Genomic DNA, 14,885 nt, shown 5'->3' on the forward strand with positions numbered 1-14,885 from the left:
TCGAATTGGCAAGGATATAATGTATAAACTAGACTTTATATGGTGGATAAGTAAAACAAATTGCTTGTTTGGGCTACTTTAAGTAGAATAAAGAATGAATTTTACGTTTTTGAAAAGAGGGTAAGTAATGAATAAAAAATCAATTTATGGAATGACGTTGGAACAGCTGACATCTTGGTTGTTACAGCATGGGCATAAAAAATTTCGTGCTTCACAGGTGTGGGATTGGCTATATAAAAAAAGAGTCACTACTTTTGCTGAAATGACAAATGTAAATAAAGACTGTCTGCAATTGTTAGAAGACAACTTTGTTATTGAAACTTTAGAGCTGCATACGAAGCAAGAGTCTGCTGACGGTACGGTGAAATTTTTGTTTAGGTTGCAGGACGGAAATCTTATTGAGACGGTATTAATGAGACATAAATACGGATTGTCTGTTTGTGTTACAACTCAGGTTGGCTGTAATATTGGCTGCAGTTTTTGTGCAAGTGGCTTATTAACGAAGGACCGTGATTTAGCTGCTGGTGAGATTGTTGAGCAAATTATGAATGTCCAGCATCATCTTGACGAAGCAGGTAAAGATGAGAGAGTAAGCCACGTTGTTGTCATGGGTATTGGTGAACCATTTGATAACTTTGACAACTTAATTGACTTTTTAGAAGTAATTAAAGATCAAAAAGGGCTTGCGATTGGAGCAAGACATATTACCGTTTCAACGAGTGGTCTAGCAGATAAAATTTATAAATTTGCTGATCTTAAATTGCAAGTTAACTTGGCAATTTCATTACATGCGCCGAATAATGAGCTGCGTTCTCGTATTATGAAGATTAATAAAGCGATCCCAATCGATAAGTTAATGCAGGCGATTGATTATTATACGGAAACAACGAACCGCCGTGTAACATTTGAATATATTTTATTAAAAGGTGTGAATGACCAAAGGGAACAAGCTAGTGAACTGGCTGACCTGATTGGTGATAAGCGCCATCTCACTTATGTGAATCTAATTCCATATAACCCGGTAGATGAACATGACCAATATCAACGCAGTGAAAAAGAAACAGTCCTTGCTTTTTATGATACCTTAAAGAAACGTGGCATTAACTGTGTTATCCGTCAGGAGCACGGCACAGATATTGATGCAGCATGTGGACAGTTGAGAAGTAAACAGATAAAGCAAGGGTGTTAATATGAAAAAGCGTACCAACCTCATATGATGTGGTACGCTTTTTCCCATTTTATCTGGCAACAGGAATTTGCTGTTTTGCTGATTGCAGTTCATATTTTTCTTTCTTATCAGTAGCGTGGTTTCTTGTTGCAATTTCATTTTTAAAATAACTAATTACTCTTGCCATTATGGCAATTGATATGATTGAAAAGATCCCTCTAACCAACCCGATTGTATAAATACTTGTAAGGACAACAATGAAATCAAAGACGAAATTTGTTTTACCAGGGTTAAAGTTAAATTTTTTCTGTAAGTAAAGAGCAAGGATGTTAGCTCCACCTAATGAAGCACCGTTCATAAACAAAATCGAAACACCAATTCCAATAATAAACCCACCTAGAATGGACCCGATCCAAATTGGTATCGTAAAGTTAGGTAACAAAACGTCGATTCCAGTCATTAGTGACAAAATTGTTATCGAAAAAATTGTCGAAAGTGTAAAGTTCCAGCCCATTCTTAGTACTGAAAAAATGTAAAATGGGATGTTAATTAGAAAAAATACAACAGCAAAGGGGAGAGTAAACAAGTAGGCAACACTTAATGATAATCCTGCAGTTCCCCCAGTAACAATGTTCGAGTGCTTTAAAATAATGACACCGATACTCGTTAATAAGCATCCGAGCAATATGTTTACTAATTTATTCATCATTCTTACCTCATTTCTTCACATACTAGTAAATAAGAGTTATTGTTATGTAATCTTGATTTTTTAAAATAATAACTAATAAATAATGACTTAATATAATGATAGAATATAAAACGATCGATTTACATAACAAATCGGAGGAATTATGATAATATTATGTTTACTTTGCATAAATTAGTGGCAAAAATCATTCATAATGAAAGGATAGGTTTATATGGATCAGATTGATATTCAACTATTAAAGCTTTTACAAAAAAATTCCAGAATGACAATTAGCGAACTTTCTAATGAATTAGCGTTAAGCCGGCCAAGTATTACAGAGCGGATGCACAGATTGCAGGAGAGGGGAGTGATAGAGGAATTCAGTGCAAGAGTATCTTTACCAGCGGTAGGCAGGGAAATTCTCCTAATTATTCAAGTAAGTGAAGTCAAAGTACCATTACAGGAATTTGAAGAGTTTATTCAGCAAGAGGAAGAGGTTATTGAGTGTCATCGGGTAACAGGAGAGGTGAGTTACTTTTTAAAAGCTGCAGTTTCAAATATGAACAGTATGAGGATGTTGATCGACAAACTAATTCCATTTGGCAATATTAATACGTCAACTGTAATAGGATCACCAGTGGCGTATCGCTATATCTTACCAACTGAAAATAAAAAGTAGTTAATGTTTGAAAATCAGGGAGAGGGTGGGGGAGAACAGATAGAAAATTAAATGTTGTTTTTTAGGGTATTTCTCTCTGTAAACGAATAATGTATACACGTATACAAATTGCGTGTACATGTGCACAAAAATGTAAGCATTTGTTTACGAACTTGTAGACTTGTAAACAAATGCGTATACATGTTGATGTGATCACGTTTACAAAAAATGTATAAATGTAAACGTAAATGTTTACATTTAAGAGAAGAAGTTCCACGGAAGTTATGTAAAAAAATGTGAGGTAAGTTTGTTTCATTACTAATAAAGAGCTTAAGACAAGACTTATGTGGAAAATCATGAATTAAAACCAGTGAATTATTAAGGAAGTAGCACTAAGTCAGCCTAGTACTACTCAATATATTTGAAACATGAAAGTATGGAGAGAGTTAATTGGTGATTAAGACAAGGTAGTAGTTTTCGACATAGTCGACAGTGTAGGAATCGATAGGTATAATTTGCTATGTCATTCCGATTAATAATTTTTAGATTAGTGTAGCCCTTTATAAGGGAAAGAGGGAGAAAGTGTTCGAACTCAGGTGAAAATAATAGAGTTTTTCTGTGTAAACGGATTGTGTATACATGTTTACTATAAGTGTTTACGTGTAAACGGAAATGTATACAAACGTTTACGATCTTGTAAACTTGTAAACAAACGCGTGTACATATTGGTTTAATAACGTATACAAAAATGTATACTTGTGCACGGAAAAGTTTGCAATTTTACATTAGTATTACTTTTTTGTTGAAAGCATTGTAGAATATAGTAAACTACTTTATTCTAGTAGTATCAATAAATTTCCAGTTACAGAAAGACATTAGGAAAAAATTTAGGAAGGATTGATGTGTAGATGAATAAATCAAGAATTGCGGCAGTAGATGTAGGAAATGACTCTGTTAAGGCGATATTTGGTAAGATGGAAGCCGAATTAAACATTCCGAACGTTATTGCAAGGGATATTGAAGATCGACCAGTCATCGGAATTGAAGAATTAGATACCAAGGATCCGTTAGAGGGGATTCATATTCGCGTTCACTCCCCTGCTCTAAAGGAGAATAATGTTATTTACCGTGTTGGACATTTGGCGACGAAAAGCAACAATGCAACTGAATTAGATCTTGGAAGTGCTAAATCAGATGAGGATCAAACGTTAGTGATGCTTTTTGCGGCGTTAGCGTTAGATGCTGTTAGACCAGAGAATGAGAATGTATTCCGACGCATTAATAATGTAATTGATAGCAGCTATACATTAGGTACGGGCCTACCACTTCGTGAAGTAAAGGAAGGCAGAGATGCAGGATATCGTTCAAAGCTCGTAGGATCTGTTCACCAAGTAGAGTTTCTAGTTACTCCTAAATATCAAGGGATAAAAGTAAATATTAAATTTGATGAGGTTAAAATTTATCCTGAGGGATTTGCTGCGTACATAAACCTTGTCATGGATAATAATTTAAACATTATTAATAAAGATTTAATTGATAAGCGTATATTGATCCAGGATATTGGCGGTCTTTCAACAGATATCGCTGTTATTAAAAACCGAAACGTAGATGATGATAAGGCTCAAGGATTTAACCTTGGTGTGTCAGAGTCATTAGAGGCAATCAGAGAAGAAATTAGAACAAAACATGGTGTTGAGCTTGACAGCCGTCGTGATGTTGTTGAAATTTTAACGAAGAAAAATGATCGCAATCATATTATGGTTAGAGGAAGTCGTACGAGTGTTCATGATATTACGGATCGTATTTTGCTAGATTTAGCGAAGAAACAATACCGTTTATTACGTAATGTGTGGGCAAAGAACTCGCAGACTGAAATTTGCTACTTTGTCGGTGGCGGATCGATTGTCTTAAAGGATTATTTAAAAACGTTAAATAACAACCTAGATGGCTTTAATATCGACTTTTTTGAAGATGAGAAGGAAAGTATCTGGATGATGGCTAACGCTTATTATAAGCTAATCTCAGACTTCATTAGAAAAGCAAATAAAGAAAAAGAAAAAGCTGTCCAAGAGCAAAAAGCTGTTAAGAAATAAATAGGGTGATTCTATGAAGAGAGCTGCCTCAAATGAGGTGAAGAGGGGACAAGCGATATCGTTTCGTATCCCCTCTGATACACCTGATCATTTATTAAAACATTTACAAAGGCTAAAAGAGACTGAGAAGAGGAACTTTTCAAGTAAAATAGCTAAATTTGTCATGGATGGTGTTAGCTCTTCTTTTTCCAGAGAAAAAGAAACGGTAACCATACCATTACCTAGAGGCTTAACAAAGGCTCAACGCGATTGGTTAAAGCATGAGCACTCTGAAGCGCTGCTAGGAAATATTATTTATCAATTGATTTCCGATCCGGTTCGCTCAACAGCATTACTTGCTTCACTTAATAGTAATTCGGTTGATATAGACCAGTCTTTGTATCTTCAGGAGGAGCTTAACCAAAACGATATTGCTTCTGCGATGGAAACGATAGAGCAGGAGCGTAATGTTGAGGTTGAAGTTAAGGATTCTCTACAATATCAAGATGTAGATGATCATTTTGACGACGATTTAGAGGATTTAAACTGGGAGAATATGAATCATGAGCAAGATAAGAGCGAGCGTAAAGAGGAAAACGATGAGGTAGATGATCTAGAAGATCTTCTCGGAGGATTTCTTGCCCATATGAATAAGTAGAAGGGACTGTGCCCTTTCAGGATAAAAAGAACAGCAAAAAAACTGCCAATGGCAGTTTTTTTGCTGTTTGTTAGGTATTATTTCAGCAGTGATTTTTGGAAAATTTAAACTGGATTAATTTGAACGTTCTGCTAACCAGTTTCCAACAGTTGGATACGTGATTTTAACAGCTTTTGGTCCGAATGTAACAGATACGTGGCCTGTAGGTACAGAAACGTATTGTTTATCTTCACTTGAAATGTTCTCCATTAGAGCTTCTACTTGGTGCGGCATTGCGATGTGATCACGTTCAGCAGAGAGGTTTAAGACATTAGCCTTAATGTTACTTAGATCTACCTTACGGCCACGAATCGTAAGCTCTCCTTTAATAAGCTTGTTTTGTTGATAGAAGTCACGAATCCATTGGCGGTAAGCTTCGCCAGGGAATGGAATTCCGTCAGAAACCCACTTTTGCATAAGCTTCCAGCTTTCGACAAACTTAGGGTTATCCGATCTTTCAATTAAACTCACATATGGACCATGGAAATTTGATGCTGGTTTTAACATTTTGTTTCCAAAGTCAATCATTTCTGGAGGAATCATACCTAAAGTTTCGACAACATTGTCGACATCAAAATAGCGATCGTTCAGGAAGCATCCGTATAAACCAGTATCTTCAAAGTCGAATGGACTTGTCATAAATACAAGGTTTTTGATAGGAAGCTCTGGGTGTAAAGATGCGAAGATTGATGTCATTGTTCCACCCATGCAATAGCCTAATACAGATACATCTTCTGATTTCGATGTGCGAAGAACCTTTTTAACCGCACGAGGAATATAGTCTAAAATATAATCGTCGAGCTTCATGTTACGGTCTTCGTATCCAGGAGTACCCCAATCTAACATATAAACATCAAAGCCTTGTTCAAGTAGATATTCTACTAGACTGTTGCCTTTTGTTAGATCTAAGATATAAGGCTTATTAATTAAAGCATATACCATTAGTAGAGGAGTTTTGTGCTTTTTCGGTGTATCTGAAATATAACGATATAATTTTGTTTTGTTTTTTGTCCAGATGACTTCTTTTGGTGTTAATCCAACTTCAGGTTCCGGTTCAGTTGTTAAAACTTCCATTGCCCGTTTGAAACGGCGGTACGATTGTTTTGCTTCATCAGGCATTAAATCTACTATATTTTCTAACTCTTTTTCAGCGATCATTCTATTTCTTCACACCTTTCTCGATTTACTACTTAATTACATGTATAAACCACCGTTAATGTTCAATTGTTGTCCTGTAATGTAAGCTCCGTCTTTACATAAGAAAAGTACACCTTTTGCGATTTCTTCAGCTTGACCTAAACGTTTTTGCGGGATTTTTGCAACGATTTGCTCAAGAACGTTTTCTGGAATTTCAGCTACCATTGAAGTTTCGATGAATCCTGGGCAAATAGCGTTTACAGTTACGCTTGATTTTGCTAACTCAAGAGCAAGAGATTTTGTGAAGCCGATCATACCTGCTTTTGCAGCTGCATAGTTTGTTTGACCAAATCCGCCCGCTTGACCAATGATAGATGAAATGCTGATGATTCTACCTGCATCTGATTGTGAAATATGAGCTAATGCTGGTGAAACTGTGTTGTATACGCTGTTTAAGTTAACATCGATAACTTTTCTCCAGTCTTCTTCAGAAAGCTTCTTAAATGAACGGTCTCTTGTAATACCGGCGTTATTTACCAAAATATCTAATTGTCCATATGTATCAACAGCTGCACTTACTAATTTTGCTGCTTGGTCAGAATTAGAAACGTCAGCTTGAACAGCTAGTGCTTCTCCGCCATTTTCTTTAATAGAAGCTACTAAGCTTTCAGCTGCTTGGCTGCTGCTGTTATAGTTGATTACGACTTTAACTCCGTTTTGTGCTAGTTCTTTTGTAATTGCTGCTCCGATTCCTACTGCTCCACCTGTAACGATTGCAACTTTTCCTTGTAAATTAGTCATTTTCTGACACACTCCTTAAGATGTTTTTATAGAATTTCAGGTAAATAGATTACTTGCCGATTTTATTTATTGTTGCTGTTTGCTTTAGTGTTATTGCTTTTTTGATTTGTTTGGCTGGATTTGATGAATTCCAGAACTTCATCAAGCTTTGCTCCAAGATCTTTCACGTCTTTCTTTAATGTTGAAAGTTCTTTTTTGACGTCTGGTGTCGAAAGTTGATTTTCTAAGTTCTCTTCTAATTGTTCTTCTAAATCGTCTACCTTTGCATCAAGGTTAACAATTAAAGATGAAAGACTTGATAAATCTTCACGAGATGGCAGGTTCATTTGCTCTAAATATTGTTTCGCTGATTTATCAGCCATTTGCTTATAAAGCAAATTTAGATCAACGACCTTGCCTAACCACTCTGAAAACTCTTCGGTTTTCATCTTTTCATCCATTGTTTGTCCCCAATAATTTTCAACGTTCTTATAGTAATCTTTCCAAATTGAGTACGGGTCAAATGTTTTTTGTTCAGACAATGTTCGAACTCCCTTCTGTATTTGTTGTCATATATTAGTGTAAATCTTCTATATCCATTAAACAATTTAAAGTTTTCCAAAAGTTTCTACAAATTTCTCTGTTATGTAACAAAAATCGTTTTTGTAAAACAGGTAAAAATCGTAATTTGCGTTTGACATTTAGAATCTATAGGTGTAAATTACACATATAGGAAAAAGAAATTTATGTGAGGTTTTTTTTATGACAGACAACAAAAAGGATAAAACAGAGAGTCAGAAGAAAAGTGTTGAAAAGAACATTAGTAGTTCACCAAAGAACTTTATGGTTCCGTTCCTACTATTAAGCTTACGTGAGGGATTTAGTCTGCATGGCTATAAACTCATACAGAATCTGGCTAAATTTGGCTTCTCTTCAGTCGATCAAGGAAATGTCTATCGTATATTAAGACAGTTGGAAAAGGACGATTTAGTTAAGTCCGAATGGGATACTTCTAGCGGTGGACCTGCCAAAAGAATTTATTCGATAACTGAAGCTGGAGAACAGTATTTAGATTTATGGGCAAATTCTCTTGAGCAATATCAATCAATGTTAGACAGCTTTTTTAACATGTATTCAAACTTCTTTATGCCTCCTTCTTCAAGAAGGAGAGAGGAAGACACTAACGAAAAGTGATACGGCAGCATTCAACTGCCGGCACATAAATTTAATTTAAATTTAAACTTTAGGAGGTTTTAATGTGTTAACACCTACAAACATTCAAACAAATAAACTTATGGGTATGCTTTGGGAAAACTGGGAAAACAGTTTGCAAAAAGTGTATGATACTCAACAAGAAATGGGCAAAACTTCACTGGAAGCTTTCAAAAAACAACAAGACTTATTTACTTCAATGACTGGAAGTTTATTTAAAGTAGAAGGTGAAATCAAAAATACACTCGATAAATTCACACAATCTGTGAATGCGAACATTAAAGACATTAGTAATGAAGAAGTTGCTGGTATGTTTGACAATTGGAATGCGAAGATGAGTGATATTCTTGAGCGTATGCAACAAATCTCTGTAACGCCTAGCAAAGCTTGGTTAGCGATGGTTGAGAAGTCTCAAGAAAGAATGTATGAGTCTGCAAAGAAAGTTGTGAAAGAGCAAAATAATATTCAAGCTGAAACAAAAGATATGATTATTAATTTCATGTCTCAAGTGAAAACATCACAATATGACCTTGTTCAAATGATGGAAGAGCAAACAAAGAAAACGTGGGAGAACTTTGAGCCGAAATGAAAGCACCTTTTTAAAGTAGAAAGACATCCTTCTCATCATAAAGTACTGATTGAGAAATCTAAATCAATCGTTGATATTCCTTATGATGAAATCAAGATTGGAGATACGGCATCGTATACGACAACAGTTACAAATCAAGACATCCTTGATTTTGCTGTTCTTACAACCGATGTTAATCCGATTCATATCGATGACGAGTTCGCCAACAAAACAATGTTTAAAGGGCGAATTGCTCACGGGATGCTAACAGCAGGTTATATTTCTACTTTAATTGGTACACTTCTTCCGGGTAAAAATGTAATTTATTTATCACAAAATTGTAGATTTACTGCACCGGTTCGAGTGGAAGACACGTTAACTGTGGTAGGAGAGGTTGTTGAAAAGCGGCCGGAAAAACATATTTTAACGATCAAAACAAATGTCTTTAATCAACACAATGAAGTGGTAATAGAAGGAAGTGCGGTAGTCATGAAGAAGGAGCAGGCTTAAATAAGCTGCTCCTTCTTTTTAGTTAGTCGATAATACTTAAAAACCTCACTGTGAAGCCCAAAATAACTTCAACTCTTAACTATTAACTTTTAACTAAATCCTTCATCCTACTCTAAGCTATTTTTATATTGATCAAGCAGCAGCGTAACTTCGTACACGCCGTGACCTAGTGTTTCAATCTTTTCTAATTCCTCGTATTCAGCCAAAATACACCCAATCTCATACATAAAGTTTTCAACCATCTCAATTCCTCCTTATTTCTATTTCCTGTTATGTGAAAAATGTTAGATAAGTTCTTTCCTCTATCACTTTTTCCAGATTTATTCTTAGATAAACCTGCGTCAGAAAATAGATAGGTGAAGAGTTTCTTTAGAAAAAAGAGAGACGTTTCTTTCTATCTTTAACTATTTTCTAGCATCAATTTTTCTAAAACTAACGGTCCAGTATCATTGAGAGCAGTTTTTTTGTGTGATAATGGACGGATGCAATTTAGGGTAGATACAGTAATAAAGATTCTTGTAATATTTACTAATAAATCTATTTCTATATCTTTTCACCTGATTATAATAACGACCCTCAAAAAACAGAAAATGACCCGAAAATAATATTGATTTCGACAAAAGTGGCTATATTTGTCATTGATTAGATAGAAAATGGGGGAAGAATTCAACATGGTAGAAGAAGTTATTGCTGTAACGAAGACTCGTAAAGAAAGAATTCAAGAAAAAAAATTAAGGGATGCAAACGTTAGGAAAAGAAAATGGTTAGGCTATGCCTTTGCAGGTACTTTAGCGACGGGTAGTATATTATATGTAGGAACAGAGGAAACAAGTGCTTGCCAAGGGGAATATACTGTACAGGCTGGAGATACACTTTATAGTTTAGCAAAAAAGCATGGTGTGACTGTTCAACAAATACAACAAGTGAATCAATTACATACAGATTTAATTAAAGTAGGACAAAAGCTTGAGCTTCCAATGCATGAAGAGTACTTAGCGGAACAAAAAGTGGTAGAACAAAAGGAAAACGTTGCGGAAACTCTGGAAGTTGAAGAAAAGGTGATGAATGCTGTTTATACAGTCGCTCCAGGAGATACACTGTGGAGTATTGCTAAGAGATTTAATACTACCATCTCGAAGATCAAGGCAGATAATCAATTGCGGGATGATCTCGTTATTATCGGACAAAAGTTAACAATTAAGCAAACGGGTATTCTTAAGAGTTCAGCTACAGTTATTGGTGCTGTTGACTCTTCATTTGTGGAGTTTATGATTAATGGTGAAGCTATGGTTTTGCAAGTCGCTTATGGAACGGCAAGTCATTTTACAGCGTTATCAGGAAAGAAAGTAGAAATTCTATATCAAAACTCGAATCGTCCTGCACTTGTGTCGTTTTTATCTGTTTAACACATTACAGTCTATGTATTTAAATATGAACAATTTAGAAACAATGATTCAAGGTTAATTATTTTTTTAGAAATGATGAGACTTTTTCAGAGTAACAACGTCTAATAGTTTGAAGTGATATTTATAAAAATTATATGAGGGGTTGTTGGTGATGAAACGAACTAAAATAAGTTATCTCTTACTTTCTTCACTAGTTGCAGCTGGGTTATTAGTAGGTTGTGGAACTTCTGATACAAATAGTGAGCCTGAAGTAATTGATGAAGGTAATGAGGTTGAAAAAGAACAAGGTACAGATGAGGAAGCTGCCGAAGTTGAATTAGTAAGTCACGTAGATATTACAAATGAAGAGGATGGCACTGTTAAGGTTGTTTATTCTGTCAGTAATGAGACTGATAAGGAAGTAGAGTTAGTCTTCTCAAGTAGTTTACAGGCAGATTATATTGTCTATGATGAGGAAGGCCAAAAAGTTGCTCAATATTCTGATGATGCGGCGTTCTCTATGGCGTTACAAGAGCATACACTGCAGCCAAGTGAAGGGTTAGTAAATGAATTTGAAATCGAAGGCTTGCCAAACGGGAATTATACGATTGATCTGTTCTTAAATTTAGTAGAGGGCGAGGCAGTCACAACAGAAGCATTCACTGTTGAAAACTCGATCTATTATAAAGGTGTAGGATTGTATGTTGGTCAAGCGGATCCGCACACAATTGAAGTAGAGCTTGATGGAATTCCAACTGCATTTCAATTAACAGAGCACGCCCAAGAACAATTGGTTGAACTAGAAGAAGGCAGTGAAATTACATTTATTTATACGGATACAGAGATAGAACAAAAAACAATCGAACGATTCATCCTTCAATAGTAAGATCATAATGTTTAGCCATTCATCAATTGTTTTAAACTGAGAGTAGTAGTTACTCTCAGTTTTTTCGCATTTCTTTTGTAATAGGGAAAGAATGTGTAAAATAGAAGCAGTAGATCGGAAAAAAATGATAAGGGATGAAACGATGAATAGTGAAGTGAAAGTTGAAGTAAAACGCAAACATGTGAATAAATTTAAAGGTGGGTATCCACTTATTTTTAAGGAAGCAATAATGAACATAGATGATCTAACAGAAGAAGGGACGATCATTACGCTCGTTGATGAACGGAATCAATTCATTGGCAGAGGCTATTATGGAAAACAAAACAAAGGCTATGGCTGGGTTCTTACTCATAAGGAGAATGAACAGCTTGATGCTCACTTTTTTGAAAAGAAGATTAGAACAGCATTAAACAAACGCAAGCACTTCTTTACTGATTCCGAAACAACAGCCTTTCGTGTGTTTAACGGCGAAGGTGATGGAATCGGTGGACTTACGGTTGATTATTTCGATGGTTATTATGTAATCAGTTGGTACAGTGAGGGGATTTACACATTTAACGAGGAAGTCATTCAATCGCTTAAAACGCTAACTGATTATAAAGCAATTTACGAAAAGAAGCGATTTGATACAAAAGGCACATCTATTGATGATGATGATTTTGTTTGCGGTGAACGTGGAGAGTTTCCGATTATCGTCAAAGAAAATGGCATTAATTTTGCTATCTATTTAGATGAAGGCGCAATGGTTGGTGTCTTTTTGGATCAACGAGAAGTAAGAAAGGCGATTCGAGACAGCTATGCAAAAGGGAAGAATGTCTTAAACACGTTTTCATACACAGGAGCATTTTCGGTGGCAGCGGAATTGGGTGGCGCTGAGAAAACAACAAGTGTTGATTTAGCAAACCGCAGCTTGAGTAAGACGATTGAGCAATTTAGTGTCAATGGGATCGATTATGAAGCACAGGATATTATCGTAATGGATGTGTTTAATTACTTTAAATATGCGGTAAAAAAGAACTTGTCCTTTGATCTAGTTATTCTTGATCCGCCAAGTTTTGCACGGTCTAAGAAATATACGTTTAGTGCAGCCAAAGATTATAAAAACCTGCTAAAAGAAGCGATTGCAATCACGGAAAAAGACGGTGTGATTGTCGCATCAACAAATTGCAGTACATTTGGAATAGAGAAGTTTAAAGGTTTTATTGAGACAGCTTTTAAAGAAAGGAATGAAAAGTATACAATCCTTGAAGAATTTTCATTACCTGATGACTTTCGAACGGCTAAGGAGTTTCAAGAAGGCAATTATTTAAAAGTTGTGTTTATTAAGAAGGGGAAGGGACAAAACCGCAGAAGATAAAAGTGACTAAATTCATGCAGATTTGGAATGATAGATAGATATATATGGGTTTTTATGATATAACTAACAGTAAATTATTGTGTGGAGAGAAAGGTTGAGATTGGATGGAGAATAAAACAACGTCATCTAACTTTATCAAAAATATTATTAATGAAGATTTAAAGTCAGGGGAGTACAACGAGATCGTTACGCGATTCCCGCCGGAACCGAATGGCTATTTACATATTGGTCATGCTAAATCAATTGTCTTAAATTTTGATTTAGCGGATGAGTACAATGGCAAAACAAATTTGCGTTTTGATGATACGAACCCGTTGAAAGAGGATCAGGAATTCGTTGACTCAATCAAAGAAGACGTAAAATGGTTAGGCTATGAGTGGGAAAACTTATGCTTTGCGTCAAACTATTTCGATGAAATGTATGACCGTGCAGTCTTACTCATTAAAAAGGGGTTAGCCTATGTCGAGGATTTATCTGTCGATGAAATTAGAGAATATCGCGGTACATTAAAGGAACCAGGAAAAGAAAGTCCGTCGAGAAGTCGAAGTGTCGAAGAAAACCTTGATTTATTTGAACGGATGAAAAACGGGGAATTTAAGAACGGAGAAAAAGTATTAAGAGCAAAAATTGATATGGCTTCTCCGAATATTAATATGAGAGATCCAGTTATTTACCGTATTTCTCATGCGAATCACCATAATACGGGTGATAAGTGGTGTATTTATCCAATGTATGCTTACGCTCATCCGCTGGAGGATGCAATTGAAGGTGTCACTCACTCGATTTGTACGTTGGAATTTGAAGATCAACGTCCACTGTATAACTGGGTTGTTGAACATAGTGAGGTCGAAGCAAAACCGAAGCAAATTGAGTTTGCACGCTTAAACTTAACAAATACAGTAATGAGTAAGCGAAAGCTAAAGCAGTTAATCGATGAAAACTATGTAGATGGATGGGATGATCCGCGGATGCCGACAATTTCAGGGCTTCGTCGCCGCGGTTTTACACCAGAGGCCATTCGTGCATTCTGCCGTGAAATTGGTGTGGCAAAGAGCTATAGTACAGTTGATGTCCAAATGCTTGAGCATTTTGTCCGTGAAGATTTAAAACTAAAGTCACCTCGAACAATGGCGGTACTTAAGCCGTTAAAAGTTGTAATTACAAACTACCCTGAAGGTCAAGTGGAGATGCTTGATGCAGAAATCAATCCGGAAAATCCAGAGATGGGAACAAGACAAATCCCATTCTCAAGGGAAATCTACATTGAGCAAGAGGACTTTATGGAAAATCCACCGAAAAAATATTTCCGTCTATTCCCGGGAAATGAAGTTCGCTTAAAGCATGCCTACTTTATTAAATGTGAGGACGTTATTAAAGATGAAGAAGGAAATGTGATCGAGCTTCATTGTACGTATGACCCAGAAACGAAGAGTGGGACAGGCTTTACCGGGAGAAAAGTGAAAGGAACGATCCATTGGGTTGAGGCAACAAACGCCAAGTCTGCGGAATTCAGGCTTTATGATTCATTGATTGTTGAGAACGAAGAAGAAGAATCAGAGTCGTTCCTTGATCATGTGAATCCAAATTCTTTAGAGATTGTGAATGGTTTTGTAGAGCCGAATATGGACGAAGCAAAGGCGCAAGATAAGTATCAATTTTTCAGACATGGCTACTTCAATGTCGATCCAAAAGAAACAACGGCAGAGAAGCTGGTATTTAACCGCATTGTTTCATTGAAAAGCTCGTTTAAGTTGTAGTAGCGTTGTT

At 35.9% G+C, this 14,885-nt stretch carries 16 protein-coding genes; 11 read left to right on the forward strand and 5 right to left on the reverse strand.

Going from position 1 to position 14,885, the window contains the following annotated elements:
- Positions 1-127 precede the first annotated feature (127 nt).
- Positions 128-1,189, forward strand: coding sequence for a 23S rRNA (adenine(2503)-C(2))-methyltransferase RlmN (rlmN, locus tag ACJ2A9_RS15045; protein WP_441422489.1), 1,062 nt, complete (start codon positions 128-130; stop codon positions 1,187-1,189).
- 49 nt (positions 1,190-1,238) lie between these two features.
- On the opposite strand, the gene ACJ2A9_RS15050 is transcribed toward rlmN, so the two are convergent.
- Complete coding sequence (locus ACJ2A9_RS15050) at positions 1,239-1,874, reverse strand: YitT family protein (RefSeq protein WP_441422490.1); 636 nt, start codon at positions 1,872-1,874, stop codon at positions 1,239-1,241.
- Positions 1,875-2,088: 214 nt separating this feature from the next.
- Here ACJ2A9_RS15050 and ACJ2A9_RS15055 point away from each other — a divergent pair, with 214 nt between their 5' ends.
- The 3 genes from ACJ2A9_RS15055 to ACJ2A9_RS15065 all read left to right on the forward strand — a co-directional run bounded on the left by ACJ2A9_RS15055 (position 2,089) and on the right by ACJ2A9_RS15065 (position 5,244).
- Positions 2,089-2,535 carry an Lrp/AsnC family transcriptional regulator gene (locus ACJ2A9_RS15055; protein WP_441422491.1) on the forward strand — a complete coding sequence of 149 codons (447 nt, stop codon included), beginning with the start codon at positions 2,089-2,091 and terminating at the stop codon, positions 2,533-2,535.
- 887 nt (positions 2,536-3,422) lie between these two features.
- The gene (locus tag ACJ2A9_RS15060) at positions 3,423-4,607 is read left to right on the forward strand and encodes an Alp7A family actin-like protein (RefSeq protein ID WP_441422492.1); all 1,185 of its coding nucleotides are present in this window, start codon (positions 3,423-3,425) and stop codon (positions 4,605-4,607) included.
- Between the two features lie 13 nt (positions 4,608-4,620).
- Positions 4,621-5,244: a hypothetical protein gene (locus ACJ2A9_RS15065; RefSeq protein ID WP_441422493.1), complete on the forward strand. Its 624-nt coding sequence runs from the start codon at positions 4,621-4,623 to the stop codon at positions 5,242-5,244.
- A 114-nt stretch (positions 5,245-5,358) separates the two neighbouring features.
- On the opposite strand, the gene phaC is transcribed toward ACJ2A9_RS15065, so the two are convergent.
- The 3 genes from phaC to ACJ2A9_RS15080 form a co-directional block, all read right to left on the reverse strand.
- Positions 5,359-6,441, reverse strand: a complete 1,083-nt coding sequence (phaC, locus tag ACJ2A9_RS15070; RefSeq protein ID WP_441422494.1) for a class III poly(R)-hydroxyalkanoic acid synthase subunit PhaC — start codon at positions 6,439-6,441, stop codon at positions 5,359-5,361.
- 36 nt (positions 6,442-6,477) lie between these two features.
- Positions 6,478-7,221 carry a 3-oxoacyl-ACP reductase gene (locus tag ACJ2A9_RS15075; protein WP_441422495.1) on the reverse strand — a complete coding sequence of 248 codons (744 nt, stop codon included), beginning with the start codon at positions 7,219-7,221 and terminating at the stop codon, positions 6,478-6,480.
- A gap of 62 nt (positions 7,222-7,283) precedes the next feature.
- A complete protein-coding gene (locus ACJ2A9_RS15080; protein WP_441422496.1) occupies positions 7,284-7,742 on the reverse strand; it encodes a polyhydroxyalkanoic acid synthase subunit PhaR in 459 nt (152 codons plus the stop codon).
- A 220-nt stretch (positions 7,743-7,962) separates the two neighbouring features.
- Here ACJ2A9_RS15080 and phaQ point away from each other — a divergent pair, with 220 nt between their 5' ends.
- The 3 genes from phaQ (at position 7,963) to ACJ2A9_RS15095 (ending at position 9,490) form a co-directional block, all read left to right on the forward strand.
- A complete protein-coding gene (gene phaQ, locus ACJ2A9_RS15085; protein WP_441422497.1) occupies positions 7,963-8,394 on the forward strand; it encodes a poly-beta-hydroxybutyrate-responsive repressor in 432 nt (143 codons plus the stop codon).
- Positions 8,395-8,458: 64 nt separating this feature from the next.
- Positions 8,459-9,001 carry a hypothetical protein gene (locus ACJ2A9_RS15090; RefSeq protein WP_441422498.1) on the forward strand — a complete coding sequence of 181 codons (543 nt, stop codon included), beginning with the start codon at positions 8,459-8,461 and terminating at the stop codon, positions 8,999-9,001.
- Between the two features lie 45 nt (positions 9,002-9,046).
- The gene (locus tag ACJ2A9_RS15095) at positions 9,047-9,490 is read left to right on the forward strand and encodes a MaoC family dehydratase (RefSeq protein ID WP_441422601.1); all 444 of its coding nucleotides are present in this window, start codon (positions 9,047-9,049) and stop codon (positions 9,488-9,490) included.
- A gap of 107 nt (positions 9,491-9,597) precedes the next feature.
- Here the strand turns inward: ACJ2A9_RS15095 and ACJ2A9_RS15100 are convergent, their stop codons facing one another.
- Positions 9,598-9,732, reverse strand: coding sequence for a hypothetical protein (locus tag ACJ2A9_RS15100; RefSeq protein ID WP_441422499.1), 135 nt, complete (start codon positions 9,730-9,732; stop codon positions 9,598-9,600).
- Positions 9,733-10,161: 429 nt separating this feature from the next.
- On the opposite strand from ACJ2A9_RS15100, the gene ACJ2A9_RS15105 reads away from it, so the two are divergent.
- From ACJ2A9_RS15105 to ACJ2A9_RS15120, 4 genes are all read left to right on the forward strand, one after another.
- On the forward strand, positions 10,162-10,896 hold the full coding sequence (locus ACJ2A9_RS15105; RefSeq protein WP_441422500.1) for a LysM peptidoglycan-binding domain-containing protein: 735 nt from the start codon (positions 10,162-10,164) through the stop codon (positions 10,894-10,896).
- A 151-nt stretch (positions 10,897-11,047) separates the two neighbouring features.
- A complete protein-coding gene (locus tag ACJ2A9_RS15110; RefSeq protein WP_441422501.1) occupies positions 11,048-11,758 on the forward strand; it encodes a BsuPI-related putative proteinase inhibitor in 711 nt (236 codons plus the stop codon).
- Positions 11,759-11,903: 145 nt separating this feature from the next.
- Entirely contained in the window at positions 11,904-13,118 is a 1,215-nt protein-coding gene (locus tag ACJ2A9_RS15115) for a class I SAM-dependent rRNA methyltransferase (RefSeq protein WP_441422602.1), read from the forward strand.
- Between the two features lie 104 nt (positions 13,119-13,222).
- Positions 13,223-14,875, forward strand: a complete 1,653-nt coding sequence (locus tag ACJ2A9_RS15120) for a glutamine--tRNA ligase/YqeY domain fusion protein (RefSeq protein WP_441422502.1) — start codon at positions 13,223-13,225, stop codon at positions 14,873-14,875.
- Positions 14,876-14,885: the final 10 nt, after the last annotated feature.

The organism is Anaerobacillus sp. MEB173 (genome assembly GCF_052119505.1).
Taxonomy (GTDB): domain Bacteria; phylum Bacillota; class Bacilli; order Bacillales; family JBJMAU01; genus JBJMAU01.

What these genes read in the sequence shown, in the direction of transcription:
- ACJ2A9_RS15110 (WP_441422501.1), top strand. Translation starts at nt 11,048, where the DNA reads ATGAAACGAACTAAAATAAGTTATCTCTTACTTTCTTCACTAGTTGCA.
- ACJ2A9_RS15060 (WP_441422492.1), top strand. Translation starts at nt 3,423, where the DNA reads ATGAATAAATCAAGAATTGCGGCAGTAGATGTAGGAAATGACTCTGTT.
- ACJ2A9_RS15050 (WP_441422490.1), bottom strand. Translation starts at nt 1,874, where the DNA reads ATGAATAAATTAGTAAACATATTGCTCGGATGCTTATTAACGAGTATC.
- phaQ (WP_441422497.1), top strand. Translation starts at nt 7,963, where the DNA reads ATGACAGACAACAAAAAGGATAAAACAGAGAGTCAGAAGAAAAGTGTT.
- ACJ2A9_RS15115 (WP_441422602.1), top strand. Translation starts at nt 11,904, where the DNA reads ATGAATAGTGAAGTGAAAGTTGAAGTAAAACGCAAACATGTGAATAAA.
- ACJ2A9_RS15105 (WP_441422500.1), top strand. Translation starts at nt 10,162, where the DNA reads ATGGTAGAAGAAGTTATTGCTGTAACGAAGACTCGTAAAGAAAGAATT.
- ACJ2A9_RS15075 (WP_441422495.1), bottom strand. Translation starts at nt 7,221, where the DNA reads ATGACTAATTTACAAGGAAAAGTTGCAATCGTTACAGGTGGAGCAGTA.
- ACJ2A9_RS15100 (WP_441422499.1), bottom strand. Translation starts at nt 9,732, where the DNA reads ATGGTTGAAAACTTTATGTATGAGATTGGGTGTATTTTGGCTGAATAC.
- ACJ2A9_RS15065 (WP_441422493.1), top strand. Translation starts at nt 4,621, where the DNA reads ATGAAGAGAGCTGCCTCAAATGAGGTGAAGAGGGGACAAGCGATATCG.
- phaC (WP_441422494.1), bottom strand. Translation starts at nt 6,441, where the DNA reads ATGATCGCTGAAAAAGAGTTAGAAAATATAGTAGATTTAATGCCTGAT.
- ACJ2A9_RS15055 (WP_441422491.1), top strand. Translation starts at nt 2,089, where the DNA reads ATGGATCAGATTGATATTCAACTATTAAAGCTTTTACAAAAAAATTCC.
- rlmN (WP_441422489.1), top strand. Translation starts at nt 128, where the DNA reads ATGAATAAAAAATCAATTTATGGAATGACGTTGGAACAGCTGACATCT.
- ACJ2A9_RS15120 (WP_441422502.1), top strand. Translation starts at nt 13,223, where the DNA reads ATGGAGAATAAAACAACGTCATCTAACTTTATCAAAAATATTATTAAT.